This window comes from Sphingobium xanthum, from assembly GCF_019737615.1.
Classification (GTDB): domain Bacteria; phylum Pseudomonadota; class Alphaproteobacteria; order Sphingomonadales; family Sphingomonadaceae; genus Sphingobium; species Sphingobium xanthum.
Window position 1 is genome coordinate 1 of sequence record NZ_JAHKKS010000014.1, and the last position, 15,512, is coordinate 15,512.

Below are 15,512 nucleotides of genomic sequence, written 5' to 3' on the forward strand. Positions count from 1 at the left end.
AGATTGATGTACTGGTCATATTCGCGGCGCCACTGGATGAGCGAGCCCCAGAGCGAGATATGGTCCGGCACCGTGTCCGGCCAGCCGACCGCGCCGAAGAAGATGGCGTCGGGCGATCCGATCCGCGTCTTCCAGTCCTCCGGCATCATGACTCCGTGCCTGAGATAATAGTCGCAGCTCGCGAAATCGTGCCATGTCTGCTCCAGCGTGAAGCCATAGAGCTGCGCGGCGCGCTCCAGCACGCGGATGCCTTCGGGCAGCACTTCCTTGCCGATGCCGTCGCCCGGAATAGCGGCGATTTCGTAAGTGCGCCTCGATCTGCTTGTCTCAGCCATGCGTTTTGCTTCCCGATTAGAGCTTCAGGCCACCGATGTGGAATGCCTTGGTTTCGAGATATTCCTCAATGCCTGCCCGGCCTCCCTCACGGCCTACGCCGGACAATTTGACGCCTCCGAACGGCGCCATTTCCATGGCAAGCGATCCGGTGTTGAGCGCGATCATGCCCGCTTCCAGGCGCTCCGCGACCCGGAAAGCCCGGTGCAGGTTCTCGGTGTAGAAATAGCTCGCCAGTCCATATTCGGTGGCATTGGCCAGTTCGATGGCCTCGTCCTCCGAACCGAACCGGAACAGCGGCGCGACCGGACCGAAGGTTTCCTCGCTCGCCACCCGCATGTCGGGATTGGCACCCGCGAGAATGACCGGTGTGACGAACCGCGCGCCGTTCATCGGATTGTCGCCGCTGGCGTATAGTCTCGCGCCCTTGCTCAGGGCATCGTCGATATGCGCGTTCACCTTGTCTGCCGCCGCGACATTGATGAGTGGCCCGACCGTCGTCCCGTCCCGATCGCCGGGCCCGACACGGAGGCCCGAGACGGCCCTGGCCAGCTTTTCCGCAAACAGATCGTAGATACCGTCCTGAACAAGAATCCGGTTGGCGCAAACACAAGCCTGACCAGAATTGCGGAACTTGCTGGCCATGGTGCTGGCGACGGCAAGATCGACATCGGCATCGTCGAACACGATGAGCGGTGCATTGCCGCCAAGCTCCATGCTCGTGCGCTTCACAGTGTCGGCGCATTGCTGCATCAGCAGGCGGCCGATCCGGGTCGAACCGGTGAACGAGAGCTTGCGGACGATCGGACTGCCGGTCAGCACGGAGCCGATGTCGGTCGGCCGGCCGGTGACGACATTCATGACGCCCCTTGGCAAGCCGGCGCGCTCGGCGAGGCGGGCCAGCGCGAGAGCGGTGTACGGCGTGAGTTCGGACGGCTTGACGATCACCGGGCAGCCAGCAGCGAGGGCCGGCGCGCATTTGCGCGTGATCATCGCGGCCGGGAAGTTCCAGGGCGTGATCGCCGCCGCGACGCCGACCGGTTCCTTCATCACCAGAACCCGACGATTTGGTTCGGGCGGGGTCACGTCGTAGCCGCTCGCGCGTCGCCCTTCTTCGGCGAACCATTTGATGAAAGTTGCGGCGTAGCGGATTTCGCCTTCGGCTTCCGCGAGAGGTTTGCCCTGCTCCGCCGTCATGATCAGGGCCAGGTCGGCGATATTGTCGAGAACGAGGGTGTGCCAGCGCTCGAGGACCGCCGAGCGGTCGGCGGCGGGCAGCGCGCGCCATGGGCCGAAGGCCGTTTGCGCCGCGGCGACCGCACGTTCGGTTTCAACGACGCCGCAGTCGGGCACGGTGCCGATCACGGCCTGGGAAGCGGGGTCATCGACGTCCAGAGCGGCGCCGCTGTCGGCGGACACCCACTCACCGGCGATGAAGGAGGTCTCCCGGAACATATCCGGGTCGGACAACTTTAAAGCGATCATGAGACAGTTACCCGAGAGCCTGATTGACGAGGGAATAAGCGCGCAGGGCCTTGCCATGGGCCGGGAGCTCGCCGCGATGCATGCGCGTGACGCGGCCGACACAGGGCAGCCCCATTTCATCGAGCCAGGCCGAGAGGCCGCTGTCCTCGGGCACATCCAGCCGACAGAACATGCCGGTGTTCGACCCGAGCCAATGGCTGATCAGGGCCTTTGCGCCGCCGATGTCCGGCGCGATTGTGGGGCCTATGGCATAGCCTCGGCCAAAGCGGCGGAAGAGGGCATAGCCCGCCTGGTCACCCTCGCGGTTCAACACGACGCCTTGAGCCTGGTCGAACAGATGGTCGATGATCCTGCCGCGCTGGAGACCGGTCGCCTCGCCGTCGATGCGCACAATGTCGGCAAGCTCGCCCGCTTTCATCGGGGCCACACGCTCGTTGGGGATAAGCTCCGCGACGGGAATGTCGAACGGAGCGCCTTGGTGCTGCAGGATCGTTCCGAACGGCTCAAAACCGAGGGCCTTGTACAGCCGCAGGCCTTCATCCGTTGCGTTGAGCAGGATCGTGCGGCCCGACAGGCGCTCGATCGCCGCCTCCATCAGCTGGCGGCCGATGCCGAGGCCCTGCGCCTCCCTGGCGACGATCACCATGCCGAGCGAGGCATAGTCCTCCCCATAGCACCACCACATTGTCGTGCCGACGATCACGCCGTCGCGCTCGGCCACCAGGCCTTCGCCCAGATCAAGAAATGCCGACCATTCTTCGGCCCGATGCGGCCATTGTTGCGCGCGCGAGAGTGCATGGGCTGCAGGCAGATCGGCAGGCGCCATTGGTCGCAGCTGCACAATCCGCTTCAGCTCGATTGCCATGAATGCTTCTCCATCTCGGTTCGCCACGTGCGTGGAGGGACATTGAAGAGACTAGCAGGCGCCATTGGCATTAGGTGCTGCCTTCTCTTTGGATTCGGAAGAAAATCGCGAAGGGGCAGGCGTTGAAACGGCAAATGTCGGTCGGGCCTGGCTATCCCGATGACTGGAATCGCCGAGGAACGCAGCATGAGCGCCTTTGACCCCGATCGCATCGCCCTCAATCTGGCCAATAATTTTTCCGACGGGGTGCGTGTCGCCGGGTCTGGTCCAGGCATGCCGGTTCTTCGGCCCTCGGACGGCAGGATCCATGGCGAACTGGACTGCGCCAGTGCCGACCAGGTTGACGCCATCGTCGGCAATGCAAGGAGCGCGTTCAGGCGCAGCGGATGGGCGCAAGCGGATCCGCGTGCGCGCATGAAAGTGATGCGACGCTGGGCTGATTTGATCGAGGCCGACGCACCGCTGCTGGCGCCGCTCGAAGCTGTCGGCAGCACGCGCACGATCGGAGAAATCCTGGCCTGGGATCTCTCCTATACGGCCGAGTGCCTGCGCTTCTTCGCCGAGTTTGCCGACAAGGAAGGCGGTGCGGTGCTGCCGACCACACCCGACAAGATCGGCATGACGATCAGCGAACCCTATGGCGTCGTCGCCGCGATTGCGCCGTGGAACCTCCCGCTCGTCATGGCAGCCTGGAAGATCGCGCCCGCGATTGCTGCGGGCAATTCGGTCGTACTCAAGCCATCGGAGATGACGCCGTTCAGCGTGGTGCGGCTGGCGGAGCTGGCGATCGAGGCTGGACTGCCGAAGGGAGTCTTCAACATCGTTCAGGGCGACGGCGCGACGGTCGGCGATCCGCTCTGCCGCCACCCGGCAATTTCGAAAGTGAGTTTCACGGGATCGACCCGCACCGGTATTGCGATCATGACGGCCTGCGCCCAGACCGGCCCAAAACCGGTTACCCTGGAGCTTGGCGGCAAGAGCCCACAGATCATCTTCGCCGATGCCAAGGATATCGCGCAATCGGCGTCGATCGTTGCACGCGCGATCGCGCTCAATGCAGGGCAGGTTTGCGTCGCAGGATCGCGCCTGCTGGTGCAGGATCGCGTGATGGACGAGGTGATCGAGAGGATCACGAAATCGTTCGAGGCGCATCGCATCGGCCCGACCTGGGCAGACGACACCACGATGGGACCTATCATTTCCGAGAAGCAACTCGCGCAAATCGACGGGATTGTCGGTCGTGCCATTTCGGGCGGCGCGACCGTCCTGACTGGCGGCCGTCGCGCGCCAGCGCCGCAGGAGGGGAGCTACTATCTCCCCACCGTGCTCACGGGCCTCGCTCAGGACAGCGAAGCTGTTCAGGACGAGATTTTCGGTCCCGTCCTCACGGTGCAGAGCTTCTCGGACGAGGAAGAGGCCTATGCGCTGGCGAATGACAGCCGGTACGGTCTGGCCGCGGGCGTGCATACCGGGGATCTCAATCGTGCCTTGCGCGCGACGCGGGCGCTAGAGGCCGGCACGGTCTGGGTGAACCGCTATGGCCGGAGCAACGATTTCATGCTGCCGACCGGCGGGTTCAAACAGTCGGGCATCGGCAAGGATCTTGGCCGGGAGGCCTATGTCGCCAATCTCAAGTCCAAGACCGCGCTGATCCAGCTTTGACGGGTCGCGGTTACTCCGAAGAGAAGCGATCGATGCGATAGGCCGTGAGATCGATGTCGGTCGCGCCTGTGCCGATGAGTTCGGCCATCGTCTCGCCCACGCCCGGTCCGAGTTGAAACCCTGCTCCGGAAAAACCGAATGCGTAATATAGCCCGCTAACGGCCGCGCTGGGACCCAGGACGGGCTGGTGGTCCGGGAGATAGCTCTCGATCCCGCTCCATGTCCGCAAAATGTTAAGCTTGCCGATGGCCGGGATCAGCCTCTGCATCTGCTGCCATTGGCCGATGCTGTTCTCGGGCTTTACATAGACCCGATACTCGTCCGGGAAGGTGGGGTTCTGTATGCTCCCGCCGATGACGAGATTGCCGCGCTCGACCTGCCGGAAATAGACGGATTCCATGGTCTCGGGTGTGGCGACTCCGATGGACGGCCCGATGGCGTAGGGCAGGGGTTCGGTGACGCACATATTGGGCCCGCGCGAGGTCAGCGGCGCCGTCTCGCCAAATGCCTCGACGAAGCGCTTCGCCCAGGCGCCCGCTGTAATGAGAAGGATGGGCGCCCTGAATTCGCGCCCGTCCTGTGTTGTCACCAGGAAATCGTCGCCGACTTTGGCGGCGCTGACCGCCTTGCACATTTCATGGACACCCGCACCGGCGCGCTCCGCGGCGCGGGCAAAGGCCGGTCCGGTGAGCCGTGGGTTGGCATGGCCGCAATCCGGCGAAAGCGAAGCGGCAAGAACCTCCGGCCCGAGAAATGGAAAGCGAGCCCGCAGGGCGTTACCGGAAATCATTTCCAGGTCGAGATCGAACTGCGCTGCCTCGGCGGCATAGCGCTCCATATCCCCGGCAATTTCGGGCCGGTTTCGATAGGATACCCGCATGTGGCCGCGTTGCAGATACTCGATGTCGGTGCCCAGCAGCGCCTGCGCCTGGCGCCATATGGCGATCGAGCGGTTCGCCAGTGGAAGTTGATAGAGCGGGCGGCCCTGACGCCGGACGTTGCCGAAATTGGTGCCGCTGGCCTGCCGGCCGACCAGATCCGTTTCAAGCAGATTCACCGAGATGCCGCGCCGGCGCAGGAAGAAGGCTGAAGCGCACCCCATGATGCCACCGCCAATGATCAAAATGTCCGATCGGATGGGGCTCGTCATTCTCCTGATGTCCTGGCCGTGCCGATCGCGATCGGCTTGACGGGAGCAGCGTTGCGGAGGCGGCCGACGCTTTCGAGCGGCACGCCGGCTTCCGCGGCAATGATCTCAGCTGCGGCAAGTCCGCAATAGCGTCCCTGACAGCGGCCCATGCCGACGCGGCTGAGTGCCTTTGCCCGATTGGCTTCCCGTGCGCCGGCTTCCCTTACCGTTTCGCGCAGCGTTCCCGCTGTCACGGCTTCGCAGCGACACACGATCGTCTCGTCGGGTAATGCCTTCGCCTGCTCGGAGGGCCAGGGAAAGGCCTGAGCCAGACCACGCGCGAAGCGGCCATATCGTGCCTTGGCACTGCGAAGATGCGTCAGATCCGCGCTGTCCACGGGGAAACCGAGATCTTTCAGGACAGCGAGCGCCGCCAGACGCCCGCTCACCTCGGCCGAACGCGCCCCTGAAATGCGCGCCCCGTCGCCGGCGAGATACACACCGTCGACGGATGAGCGCCCATCGGAATCCTGAACCGGAAGCCATTGACGGGTCAGCGCTTCAAACGCGAAGTCGCAGCGGGCGAGATCGGCCAGTTGTGCCTCGGGCCGCAAATGATGACCCATGCCGATCGCATCGCAATCAATGTCTTGTTCCGTTCCGTCGCTCGCCCGAAACCGAAGGCTCCCGACACCGGTCTCCGGGTTTCCGACGACCTCGACGGGCGTAACGCCATAGAGCACGGGGATGCCAGCCTTCTTGATGTCGCGCGTCAGCGCTATGCCGTTCCAGAGAACAGCCGGTTGGCAAAGCAGGTTGGGCAGCGCGGCTATGCGCGCGCTGAATGGGGAAGTGTCGAGCACTGCGGCGACATTTGCGCCCGCTTTCGCATATTGTGCCGCGACGAGATAAAGCAGCGGTCCCGATCCCAGAAAAACAACTCTGCTTCCTATGGCGCACGCCTGCGCCTTCAGCGCAATTTGGGCGGCGCCGAGGCTGTAGGTGCCGGCATGATGCCACCCCTTGACCGGCATGACACGATCTGTCGCGCCGGTGCAGAGCAGCAGCGCATCATAAGGCGTGCTGCGGTGACCGTCCGGCCCGAGGGTCCATGCCTGACCGTCCGAAAGATGCCAGACCAACGTGTCGGATCGATAATCGATATGTGGAAGGAGGGCATCGAAACCGTCATGGACGGAGCGGGCGCGGTTGGCTTCGGTGCCGTAGAGATCCTGGTGGCTGCGCGTGAAACCTTCCGGCTGTCGTCGGTAAATCTGTCCGCCCGCACGCCGCGCTTCGTCCATGACGATCGGGCGCAGGCCGGCATCGGCCAGCGTCTGCGCCGCGCGGAAGCCCGCAGGACCGGCGCCGACCACGATTATGGAAGGTTCGGCCACGTCGCCTCCGGTGCGCGCCTGCTGATCTCAAGGCCGGCGCGCGCGAAGGTCGAGCAGGCGCGCAGCTTGTCGCCGTCGCTGGTCCACACCCAGCAGTCCTGGCATGCCGCCATCAGGCAGAAGCCTGATCTGGCGCCGTCGCCGAACTCGGAGTCGCGCAATCGGCGGCTGCTCGTCAGGATCGCCACCATCAGCGTATCGCCCTCCAGCGCGTCGACCGGTGCGCCATCGACCAGAAAAGTCAACGGCTTCCGGTCCATTTCTGCCAGGCGCACGAAGCGACCACTCATCACCGGGCCTCCGCATGCTGGCGCGACCCACGCAACTCGTGTTCCTCGAGATGGCAAAGGATCGCATTGCCTGACAGCAGTTGCCGATGCGGCGGGAAAGCGCGGTCGCATCGACCGGTAATCCGCGACGGGCAGCGCGGCAGGAAACTGCATAGCGCAGCGCTATCGTCGATGCCGCCGATCGGCGGCAGAGCCAGAGCACCCGCTCCGTCGGGCAGCCAGTCCGTCCGCATTTCCGGCACGGACGCGATCAGCATATCGGTATAGGGGTGCGAGGGCGGCGCCGCATAGGCCGAGCGCGGCCCCTGATCGACGGCGTGACCGGCATAGAGCACCATGACGTCGTCGCAGATCGCGCGCACGGTCGAAATGTCGTGACTGATGAACATCATCGCGATGCCGAGTTCCTGGCGCAGTTCCGCAAGCAAATCGAGGATGGCGGCGCCGACGACGGTGTCCAGCGCTGAGGTCACCTCGTCGCACAGGATGAGATCCGGCCCAGCTGCGAGGGCACGAGCAAGATTGACGCGCTGCTTCTGGCCGCCGGACAGGTCCGTGCAGCGCCGATCCGCGAGCGTGCCCGGAAGCCGGGTTCGGTCGAGCAGTTCCGCGACGCGCGCGTCCGCAGCGGTGCCGCGAAGACCATGATAGAAAGCGAGCGGGCGGCGCAGGATTTCGCCGACGCTGTGGGCCGGATTGAGCGCCACATCTGCGTTCTGAAACACGATCTGAATCTGACGGAACTGATCGCGACAGCGCCCCGCAAGGCCCGGCGGAAGAGTGCGGCCGTCTAGCCTGACGGCACCTCGGGCGGGGGGAAGCAGCCCGGCAATCGCGCGCGCAAGTGTGGATTTACCGGAGCCGGACTCGCCGATGACGCCGAGGATCTCGCCGCGCTGCAAGCTGAACGAAAGATCGTGAAGCACGGGGATTGCGGGCACGCCGCGAGCATCGACCTTGCCGTATCCGGCCGTCAGACCATCGACCTGAAGCAGTGGCCGCGCCGTGTCGGACTCCGCCGGCCCGGTTGTCGGCACGGGACGGGCGGCTGCCATCAGGGTGCGCGTATAGTCATCTCGTGGCGCGTGGAGGATCTGATCCGTCGTGCCCGCTTCCCTTATGCGGCCCTTGTTGAGAACCACGATGTGGTCGGCCATCTGCGCGACGACCGCCAGATCATGGCTCACATAGACCGCTGTCGTGCCGAGATCCCGCACGGCTGAGCGAAACGCCTGAAGCACGCCGATCTGGGTCGTGACGTCCAGCGCGGTGGTGGGCTCATCGAAGATTATCAGCTCGGGCCCGGTGATGAGTGCCATCGCCGCCATCAGCCGCTGCAGCTGGCCGCCCGACAATTGATGCGGATAGCGCTCGCCAATCTTGCCCGGGTTCGGCAATCCGAGCGCTCCGAACAGTGCGACGGCCTTGGCTTGCGCCGCCGGGCGTTGCATGATGCGATGCGCGAGGGCCGGCTCGATCACCTGATCCATGACCGTGCGCGACGGATTGAAAGCCGCTGCCGCACTTTGCGCCACGTAGGCGATGCGATTGCCGCGCAAAGATCGCAACTGCGCCATGTCGAGCGCAGTGATTTCCTGATCGCCGAGGCGCACGGATCCGCCGACAATCCGGGCGCCGGGCCGGACATGGCCGAGCAGGGACAAGGCGATCGTCGTCTTGCCCGACCCGGATTCGCCGATCAGGGCCAGCACCTGGCCCTTCTCGATCGAGAAACTGACGTCATCGACGATGACGAGCGTCGAGCCGTCATCAGTCTGCGCCTCGATCGTCAGGCCGGCAACGGTGACATGCGCCGGCGTCATCCGCGCCTCCCGCCGCGGGGGAGGGCGTCGATCAGCAGATTGACGCCAACGGTCAAGGTGGCGATCGCCAGGGCAGGAACGATCAGCGCCGGCGCGCCTTCGGCGATGCCGGAGATATTCTCGCGTACGAGCGATCCCAGGTCGGCTGCGGGCGGCTGGACACCCAGGCCGAGAAAGCTCAGCGCGGAGAGCAGCAAGACGATGAAGACGAACCGCAGGCCGAGATCGGTCAGCAGCGGGTGGATCATGTTGGGCAGGATCTCGCGCACGGCGATGTAGAAGCGTCCCTCGCCCCGCGCGCGGGCGACAGCAACGAAGTCCAGCTGGTTGAGGTTCACCGCAAGCGCGCGGGCGATGCGATAATTGCCCGGGATATAGGTTATGCCGGCGATCAGCAGGAGGAGCCACAAGGACGAGCCGAAGGCGGCCACCATGACCAGCGCGAGTATCTTGGACGGGATCGAGATCAGCGTGTCCATGAAACGCGAGAGCAACTCGTCGAGCCAGGCGGGGCTGACCACCGCCGTCAGCGCAAGGCCGGTTCCGCAGAGGCAGGCCAGCAGCGCCGCTCCTGTCCCGAGCCCGATCGTGTAGCGCGCTGCCAGCAGCACCCGGCTCAGCACGTCGCGGCCGAGATAGTCGGTGCCGAGGAGGAACTGGCCGGACGCGCCGCTGAAGACATTTTGATCGACGAAGGCGCCGATCGGATAAGGTGCCAGCAGCGGCCCGACGAGGGCGGCCAGAGCCCAGAACAACACGAAGAACAGACCGACGCGGCCGGAAAGGGGCAGGCGGCGCGTCCAGCGAAGGGCGGATACAGGAGTCATGCGGTGCGCAGTCGCGGATTGGCGAGGATCGCGACGACATCGGCGATCAGCATCAAAAGAAGATACACGCTGCAGAAGATCATGGCGCATGCCTGCAACAGCGGCATGTCGCGGCTGGTGACGGCATTGACCATGAGGCTGGCGAGCCCCGGATAGTTGAAAATGGTCTCGACGATGATCGCGCCGCCCAGGAGATAGGACATGCTGAGCGCCATCGCGTTGACGATCGGACCCACCGCGTTGGGAAGGACGTGCGATACGATGATCGCGCGCCGCGAGAGCCCCTTGAGCAACGCCATCTCCACATAGGGCCGGTCGAGCTGATCGACGACGGCCGCGCGCGTCATCCGGGCCATTTGCGCGACGACGACGACGGTCAGAGCGCCGACCGGCATGGCGAAGCTCTGGAACATCTCGCCCCACCCGGCGTCCTCCGGCACCATCGAGATGGATGGCAACCAGCGCAGATGCACCGAGAAGATGAGCACGGCGAGCGTGGCGACCAGAAATTCGGGCAAGGCGACCATCGACAGCGTCGCGATGTTGAGGGCCCGGTCGAGCCGTCCGCCACGGTTCATCGCGCTTGCAATGCCGATGGACAGGGCGAGCGGCACGGACACCAGAGCGGTGAACGCGGCGAGCAGAAGGGAATTGGGCAGTCGCTGGCTGATGATCTCGCCGACCGGCATGTTCGCGACGAGCGACGTGCCGGCATCGCCCCCCGCGAGACCTGTGATCCAGCCTCCGAAACGCACATGGGCGGGCCGGTCGAGGCCCATTTCATGGCGAAGCGCGGCAACCTGTGCGGGGGTCGCGCTCTGGCCCAGGGCTTCCTGCGCGGCGTCACCGGGCAAGAGGTCGCTGATCGCAAACACGATCAGCGAGACGAGAAAGAGAGTCACGAAGGCAAGGCCGATGCGGCCTGCAATCATGATCGCGATCTTGCGCGTGCCGGAGCTGCCGGCAGAAATTGGTGAGGCCATCGGGGTCAGCCTTCCCACCAGAGATGCTCGGCGAAGGTATAGCCCATGAAGCCGCCAAGCTGCACGGGATACCAGCCTTTGAGCCGACGATCATAGGCGTCGATAAGACTGATGAACACGGGAATGGATACGCCGCAATTCGCTCGCACGAGCCCCTGCATCTCGCCGTAGAGCTGCTTGCGACGTGCATGGTCGCCTTCCGCTCGCGCTTCCAGCAACAGGCGGTCGAACCGCGGATTTTTCCAGCCGGATTCGTTCCATGCCGCATCCGACTTGTAGAACAGGCTGAAGACGAGATCGGCGGTGGGGCGCGGGTTGGTGTTTCCGAAGCCAAGCGGATGCTTCATCCAGTGCGTCGACCAGTAGCCGTCTGCCGGGACGCGATTGACCGCCACGTTGAGCCCGACCTTGGCGCCATATTCCTGAACGATCGAGGCCATGTCGACCGAGCCTTCCGCTGCGGGGGAGGCATAGACCGGCACGCGCGTCCGCCCGATCCCTGCGCGCTGGAGATGCCAGCGGGCCTTGTCCAGATCGAGCGCCGTCTGCGGAAGATCGCTGCGAAAATAGGGATGGAACGGCGGTATCGGATGATCGTTCGCAATCGTCGCGTAGTTGCGGAAAAGCGCGCGTTTGATCAGCGGCCGGTCCATCAGATATTTCATGCCGGCGGCGAAGTGCGGATTGGACGTCGGGAGCTGGTCCTGCCGCATGATGAGGTTTGTGTAGAGAGCAGAAGGTGTCTCCCGCACGACATGGCCCGGCGAGGCGCTGACCCGGCGCGTGGAGCGGGGATTGACAGCAAGGGCCATATGGATGTCGCCGGAAAGCAGGGCGTTGACCCGGCTGACCTCATCGGGAATGCCGATCAGTTCGATTTCGTCGAGATAGGGCTTGCCGGGCTTCCAGTAGTTTTCGTTGCGGCGCCCGACGGTGCGCACGCCGCGACTGAACACCGCCAGGCGATATGGGCCGGTGCCGTTGCCGCTCGTGAACGCCTTTTCTCCCGCAGGCACGATGGCGAAATGCGATTGCGCGAGCATCGTCGGCAAGTCGGCGTTCGGCCCCTCCAGTTGAAGGGTGAGTTCGAGCGGACCGTTCGCCCTGATCGCGACGAATTGCTCGGCGATTGCCGCGAGCTTGGATGCGGTGGCGGGGTCCTTGTGACGGAGCAACGAGTAGACAACGTCGGCAGATGTCAGCGCCTTGCCGTTATGAAAGGTGATGCCTTTGCGCAGGCGGATGTACCAGAGACGTTGATCCTTGCTGACGATGCTTTCAGCCAGGGATGGAATGGGGCGCAGGCGGCGGTCCAGCTCCGTCAGGCAATTGTAGAGCATGAAGTGCCGCACATAGTCGCTGGACAGGGCACCCTTTGCAGGGTCGAGCGTGTCGGCGGTCGAGAGAGACATGCAGGCTGCCCGAATGCGCCCACCCCGGCGCGGCAGGCTCTGGGTGGCGGCGATGGCGCCCTCGGGCACGAGAAGGCCGCCCGCTGTGAGGGCAAGCCCGCCGCCCAGCATCTCGCGCCGCGAAAAGATCGAGCCGTCCGCCATCAGTGCAACGCATCCTGGAGTTTGTACCAGGCACCGACAGCGGGCAGGAACCAGGGCTTGCCGAGATGACCCGGAATGGCGGGCCAATCCAGACTGGCCCAGGGATTGGCGCTCAGATCGCCGCCCATATATTTCGCCATCTGTTTGCCCATGTGAACGGACATCTGCACGCCATGGCCGCTATAGCCCATGGCGTAGAAAAGGCCGTCATGCTCGCCGGCGCGCGGCAAGCGGTCCGCCGTCATGTCCACCATGCCGCCCCAGACATGATCGATGCGCGTCTCGGCCAGTTCGGGAAACATGTCCCGCATTGCGCGGCTGAGAATGACACCGCTCTTCACGTCCGATTTCGCATTGGAGATGGCGAAGCGTGCGCGGCCGCCGAAGATCAGACGATCGTCAGGGGAGAGACGGAAGAAGTTTCCGATGATCCTGCTCGTCACATAGTTGCGGCGCTGCGGAAACAGACGCTCCACGAGGCCGGCAGGCAAAGGTTCGGTTGCAATGATGAAGCTGCCGATCGCCACCAGGCGGCGGCGGAACCATGCGAAGGGCCTTTGCGTCGGCGCGCCGCCGGTCGCGACCAGAACCTGCCTTGCAGCGAGCGAACCCCGGCCCGTCACGACGGTCCAACCACCCGTCGGGCGTGCGATAAGGTCAGTCACCGGAGCCTGCTCGAAGATTGCGGCGCCGGCCGCTGCCGCAACATGTGCGAGCCCAATGCCGAACCTGCCGACATGAAGCTGAGCGCTGGTGCGCTGGAGCAGACCCCCATGAAAGCCGGAGGACCCGATCTCCTCCTGAATTCGCTCGGGCGCAATCAGTTCGACCTCGGAATCGACCTCGGCGCGCAGCAGCACATAAGCCTTTTCGATCTTCTCGAAATGCTGCGGCTTCGCTGCGAGTTTCAGCCTGCCGCGGCGCTGAAAGTCGCAATCGATGGCGTGCGCCCGAACCACTTCCTCGACACTGTCGACCGCATCGACATGCGCGCGGTAGTAGGCCTGGGCCCGCTCACGACCGAGCGCCGCGACAAGCGCGCCATAGTCCTGGTGCGTGCCGTTGTTACATTGCCCGCCGTTGCGACCGGAAGCCTCGCCAATTACCCGGCCAGCTTCCAGAACGACCACGCTCGCCCCCTGCTCGCGCAGAGCCAGTGCCGCCGACAGGCCAGTGAAACCGCCCCCGATGATTGCGACATCGAACTCGCCGCCCGGCTCCCCATCCGCGCCCGCCGTGAAGCGGGGCGCGGATGCGAGCCAGTAGGAGTCGAGGCTGGGGCAGTCCATCGTCGTTCCAGCGCCGCGCCTCAGAGCCCGACGACGGCAGGCAGGCAGCCGATATGGGGGATTTCGATATCCCGATAGAAGGGGTTCGACGGCTCATGGCCTCGGTTGATGAAGACGCGGCAGCCGTAACGGAGATCGCTTGCCGTGTTGTGATCGTAACGGAAGCTGGAGGACACGTGCATCATCTCCTCCGGGCCGCAGCCGAGCTGGTCGAACATATATTCGAATGCCTGCATGCGCGGCTTGTAGGCCTGCGCGGACTCTGCCGTATAGACACGGTGGAACGGCGCGCCGAGCTTGTCGACGTTGGACTGGATCTGGCTGTTGCTCGCATTGGAAAGGATCACGAGCGGGATCTTGTCGGCGATCTGCGAGAGGCCGCCCGGCACGTCCGCATGTGGCCCCCAGGTCGGGACAGCCTCATAGACCGACGTCCCGAAGCTATCGTCGCCAGGAATGCCCCATTTCGCGCAAGTGCGCGCGACCGAATTACAGATGACGTCCTTGTAGGGCTTCCATTCGCCCAGCACTTCGTCCAGGCGATAGCGTGCCCAGTCCGTCAGGAAATCGTCCATCTTCTCGGCGGACACCTTGTCCTTGAAATAGGCGCGGGCCATGTCCGACATGTGAAAGCGGGTCAGCGTGCCGTAGCAGTCGAAGCTGATATATTTCGGTCGGAAGGTCATCCTGGCTTTCCCTTGTTCAAGTTGTCGCCCGTTGGCCGGGCTTCACCGGTCAATTACCGCACGGGCCAGCCGAAAGTTTTGCCTGATGTGCAGGCCTGCTGCGGCGCATATCATGCCATTTGTCTCAAGTTTCGGCATAGTTTGCTGCAGCGAGTCCGGGCTGGCGGAATTCGCGCTCAGATGACTGAAGCAGGGTCTTCTGGACGTGTTGCCCAGCATGTCGTGCCGCCGTCTCAATAGCCGAGATCGCGAGCGACAAGTCCCTCTATCGGACGCGCTTCGCGATGCCGGCGGATGTTGGCGATCATGGCGCGCGCAGCGCCGCGAGGGTCGGTAACGCTGGCGATGTGCGGCGTCAGGTGAATTCGCGAATGATCCCAGAACGGATGGCCGGATGGGAGTGGCTCGGGATCGGTAACGTCAAGGACAGCGCGGGAAATTTGACCCGCGTGGAGCGCTTGCAGCAAATCCTGCTGCACAAGATGCCTGCCGCGGCCGACGTTGATCAGGGAAGCCCCCCGCGGCAGTTTTTCGAAGAGATCCCGGCACAATATGCCGACGGTCGCGGCGGTCAGCGGCAGCAGGCAGATGAGGATGTCCGTGCGCGCGAGCATGGCATCCAACCCATCGGGGCCGGAATGATGCTCGGCCCATGCCAGGTCGCGCGGCGTCCGGCTCCAGGCCGCCAGTGGAAAGCCGAAAGGCGACAGCGCGGTGAGAACGGCGCTGCCGAGTTCACCCGCGCCAAGAATGCCGATGCGGCGCTCTCTTGCGGATATGACAGGCAGTTCCTGCCATCTCCCGGCACGCTGCCCGTCGGCATAGTCGAACAGATCCCGATGGAGCGCGAGAACCGCGCCGCAGACATATTCCACCATACCGGCGACGAGAGCCCTTTCGATCAGCCGAACAAGTCCGACATGGGCGGGCAGCTGGCTCATGTCGAACTGATCGACGCCGGCACCTGTCGAAAAAAGAAGCTCCAGTCCGGTGTAGCGCTGCGCAACGTCGTCCGGCGGCATCCATGTCGCCAGATAGCGGACCTGTTCCGGGGAGGGAGCGCTGTCCTGATCGTAGAAGGCGATGTCGGGAGCTTCACTCTCGAACACGGCGCGCATGATCGCCGCACGATCCGGACTTCCCAGAAACAAAAAGCTCATGCGTCTGCCTCCAAACAGGATGCGCGG

Annotated in this window: 14 protein-coding genes; 1 reads left to right on the plus strand and 13 read right to left on the minus strand. The window is 64.3% G+C overall.

What is annotated here, in order from left to right:
- The 3 genes from KM135_RS17920 to KM135_RS17930 form a co-directional block, all read right to left on the minus strand.
- Positions 1 to 335 (minus strand): isocitrate/isopropylmalate family dehydrogenase (locus KM135_RS17920; protein WP_246606318.1); only part of this gene is annotated, 335 nt, incomplete at its 3' end.
- A gap of 16 nt (positions 336 to 351) precedes the next feature.
- Positions 352 to 1,818: an NAD-dependent succinate-semialdehyde dehydrogenase gene (locus KM135_RS17925; protein ID WP_221715448.1), complete on the minus strand. Its 1,467-nt coding sequence runs from the start codon at positions 1,816 to 1,818 to the stop codon at positions 352 to 354.
- A gap of 7 nt (positions 1,819 to 1,825) precedes the next feature.
- On the minus strand, positions 1,826 to 2,683 hold the full coding sequence (locus KM135_RS17930; protein ID WP_221715449.1) for a GNAT family N-acetyltransferase: 858 nt from the start codon (positions 2,681 to 2,683) through the stop codon (positions 1,826 to 1,828).
- Between the two features lie 186 nt (positions 2,684 to 2,869).
- Between KM135_RS17930 and KM135_RS17935 the strand changes: the two genes are divergently transcribed.
- Positions 2,870 to 4,345, plus strand: a complete 1,476-nt coding sequence (locus KM135_RS17935) for an aldehyde dehydrogenase family protein (RefSeq protein WP_246606319.1) — start codon at positions 2,870 to 2,872, stop codon at positions 4,343 to 4,345.
- 10 nt (positions 4,346 to 4,355) lie between these two features.
- Here KM135_RS17935 and KM135_RS17940 read toward each other — a convergent pair whose 3' ends face one another.
- The 10 genes from KM135_RS17940 to KM135_RS17985 form a co-directional block, all read right to left on the minus strand.
- Positions 4,356 to 5,495, minus strand: a complete 1,140-nt coding sequence (locus KM135_RS17940) for an NAD(P)/FAD-dependent oxidoreductase (protein ID WP_221715450.1) — start codon at positions 5,493 to 5,495, stop codon at positions 4,356 to 4,358.
- Positions 5,492 to 6,871 (minus strand): FAD/NAD(P)-dependent oxidoreductase, encoded by a 1,380-nt coding sequence (locus KM135_RS20180; RefSeq protein ID WP_343228227.1) that lies wholly within the window; start codon positions 6,869 to 6,871, stop codon positions 5,492 to 5,494. The genes KM135_RS17940 and KM135_RS20180 overlap by 4 nt, the downstream gene beginning before the upstream one ends.
- Positions 6,853 to 7,161: a (2Fe-2S)-binding protein gene (locus KM135_RS17950; RefSeq protein ID WP_221715451.1), complete on the minus strand. Its 309-nt coding sequence runs from the start codon at positions 7,159 to 7,161 to the stop codon at positions 6,853 to 6,855. The genes KM135_RS20180 and KM135_RS17950 overlap by 19 nt, the downstream gene beginning before the upstream one ends.
- Entirely contained in the window at positions 7,161 to 8,984 is a 1,824-nt protein-coding gene (locus tag KM135_RS17955; protein ID WP_221715452.1) for an ABC transporter ATP-binding protein, read from the minus strand. Before KM135_RS17955 ends, KM135_RS17950 begins: the two co-directional genes overlap by 1 nt.
- Positions 8,981 to 9,811 carry an ABC transporter permease gene (locus KM135_RS17960; RefSeq protein WP_221715453.1) on the minus strand — a complete coding sequence of 277 codons (831 nt, stop codon included), beginning with the start codon at positions 9,809 to 9,811 and terminating at the stop codon, positions 8,981 to 8,983. The genes KM135_RS17955 and KM135_RS17960 overlap by 4 nt, the downstream gene beginning before the upstream one ends.
- Positions 9,808 to 10,794 carry an ABC transporter permease gene (locus KM135_RS17965; protein WP_221715454.1) on the minus strand — a complete coding sequence of 329 codons (987 nt, stop codon included), beginning with the start codon at positions 10,792 to 10,794 and terminating at the stop codon, positions 9,808 to 9,810. The genes KM135_RS17960 and KM135_RS17965 overlap by 4 nt, the downstream gene beginning before the upstream one ends.
- A 5-nt stretch (positions 10,795 to 10,799) precedes the next feature.
- On the minus strand, positions 10,800 to 12,350 hold the full coding sequence (locus KM135_RS17970; RefSeq protein WP_221715455.1) for an ABC transporter substrate-binding protein: 1,551 nt from the start codon (positions 12,348 to 12,350) through the stop codon (positions 10,800 to 10,802).
- Entirely contained in the window at positions 12,350 to 13,639 is a 1,290-nt protein-coding gene (locus KM135_RS17975) for an NAD(P)/FAD-dependent oxidoreductase (protein ID WP_221715456.1), read from the minus strand. Before KM135_RS17975 ends, KM135_RS17970 begins: the two co-directional genes overlap by 1 nt.
- 20 nt (positions 13,640 to 13,659) lie before the next feature.
- Positions 13,660 to 14,325, minus strand: a complete 666-nt coding sequence (locus tag KM135_RS17980) for a haloacid dehalogenase type II (protein WP_221715457.1) — start codon at positions 14,323 to 14,325, stop codon at positions 13,660 to 13,662.
- 233 nt (positions 14,326 to 14,558) lie between these two features.
- The gene (locus KM135_RS17985; protein WP_221715458.1) at positions 14,559 to 15,485 is read right to left on the minus strand and encodes a 2-hydroxyacid dehydrogenase; all 927 of its coding nucleotides are present in this window, start codon (positions 15,483 to 15,485) and stop codon (positions 14,559 to 14,561) included.
- Positions 15,486 to 15,512 lie beyond the last annotated feature (27 nt).

Coding starts and splice junctions, on each gene's coding strand:
- KM135_RS17955 (WP_221715452.1), bottom strand. CDS start 8,984: ATGACGCCGGCGCATGTCACCGTTGCCGGCCTGACGATCGAGGCGCAG.
- KM135_RS17960 (WP_221715453.1), bottom strand. CDS start 9,811: ATGACTCCTGTATCCGCCCTTCGCTGGACGCGCCGCCTGCCCCTTTCC.
- KM135_RS17930 (WP_221715449.1), bottom strand. CDS start 2,683: ATGGCAATCGAGCTGAAGCGGATTGTGCAGCTGCGACCAATGGCGCCT.
- KM135_RS17980 (WP_221715457.1), bottom strand. CDS start 14,325: ATGACCTTCCGACCGAAATATATCAGCTTCGACTGCTACGGCACGCTG.
- KM135_RS17970 (WP_221715455.1), bottom strand. CDS start 12,350: ATGGCGGACGGCTCGATCTTTTCGCGGCGCGAGATGCTGGGCGGCGGG.
- KM135_RS17975 (WP_221715456.1), bottom strand. CDS start 13,639: ATGGACTGCCCCAGCCTCGACTCCTACTGGCTCGCATCCGCGCCCCGC.
- KM135_RS17925 (WP_221715448.1), bottom strand. CDS start 1,818: ATGATCGCTTTAAAGTTGTCCGACCCGGATATGTTCCGGGAGACCTCC.
- KM135_RS17965 (WP_221715454.1), bottom strand. CDS start 10,794: ATGGCCTCACCAATTTCTGCCGGCAGCTCCGGCACGCGCAAGATCGCG.
- KM135_RS17935 (WP_246606319.1), top strand. CDS start 2,870: ATGAGCGCCTTTGACCCCGATCGCATCGCCCTCAATCTGGCCAATAAT.
- KM135_RS17940 (WP_221715450.1), bottom strand. CDS start 5,495: ATGACGAGCCCCATCCGATCGGACATTTTGATCATTGGCGGTGGCATC.
- KM135_RS17950 (WP_221715451.1), bottom strand. CDS start 7,161: ATGAGTGGTCGCTTCGTGCGCCTGGCAGAAATGGACCGGAAGCCGTTG.
- KM135_RS17985 (WP_221715458.1), bottom strand. CDS start 15,485: ATGAGCTTTTTGTTTCTGGGAAGTCCGGATCGTGCGGCGATCATGCGC.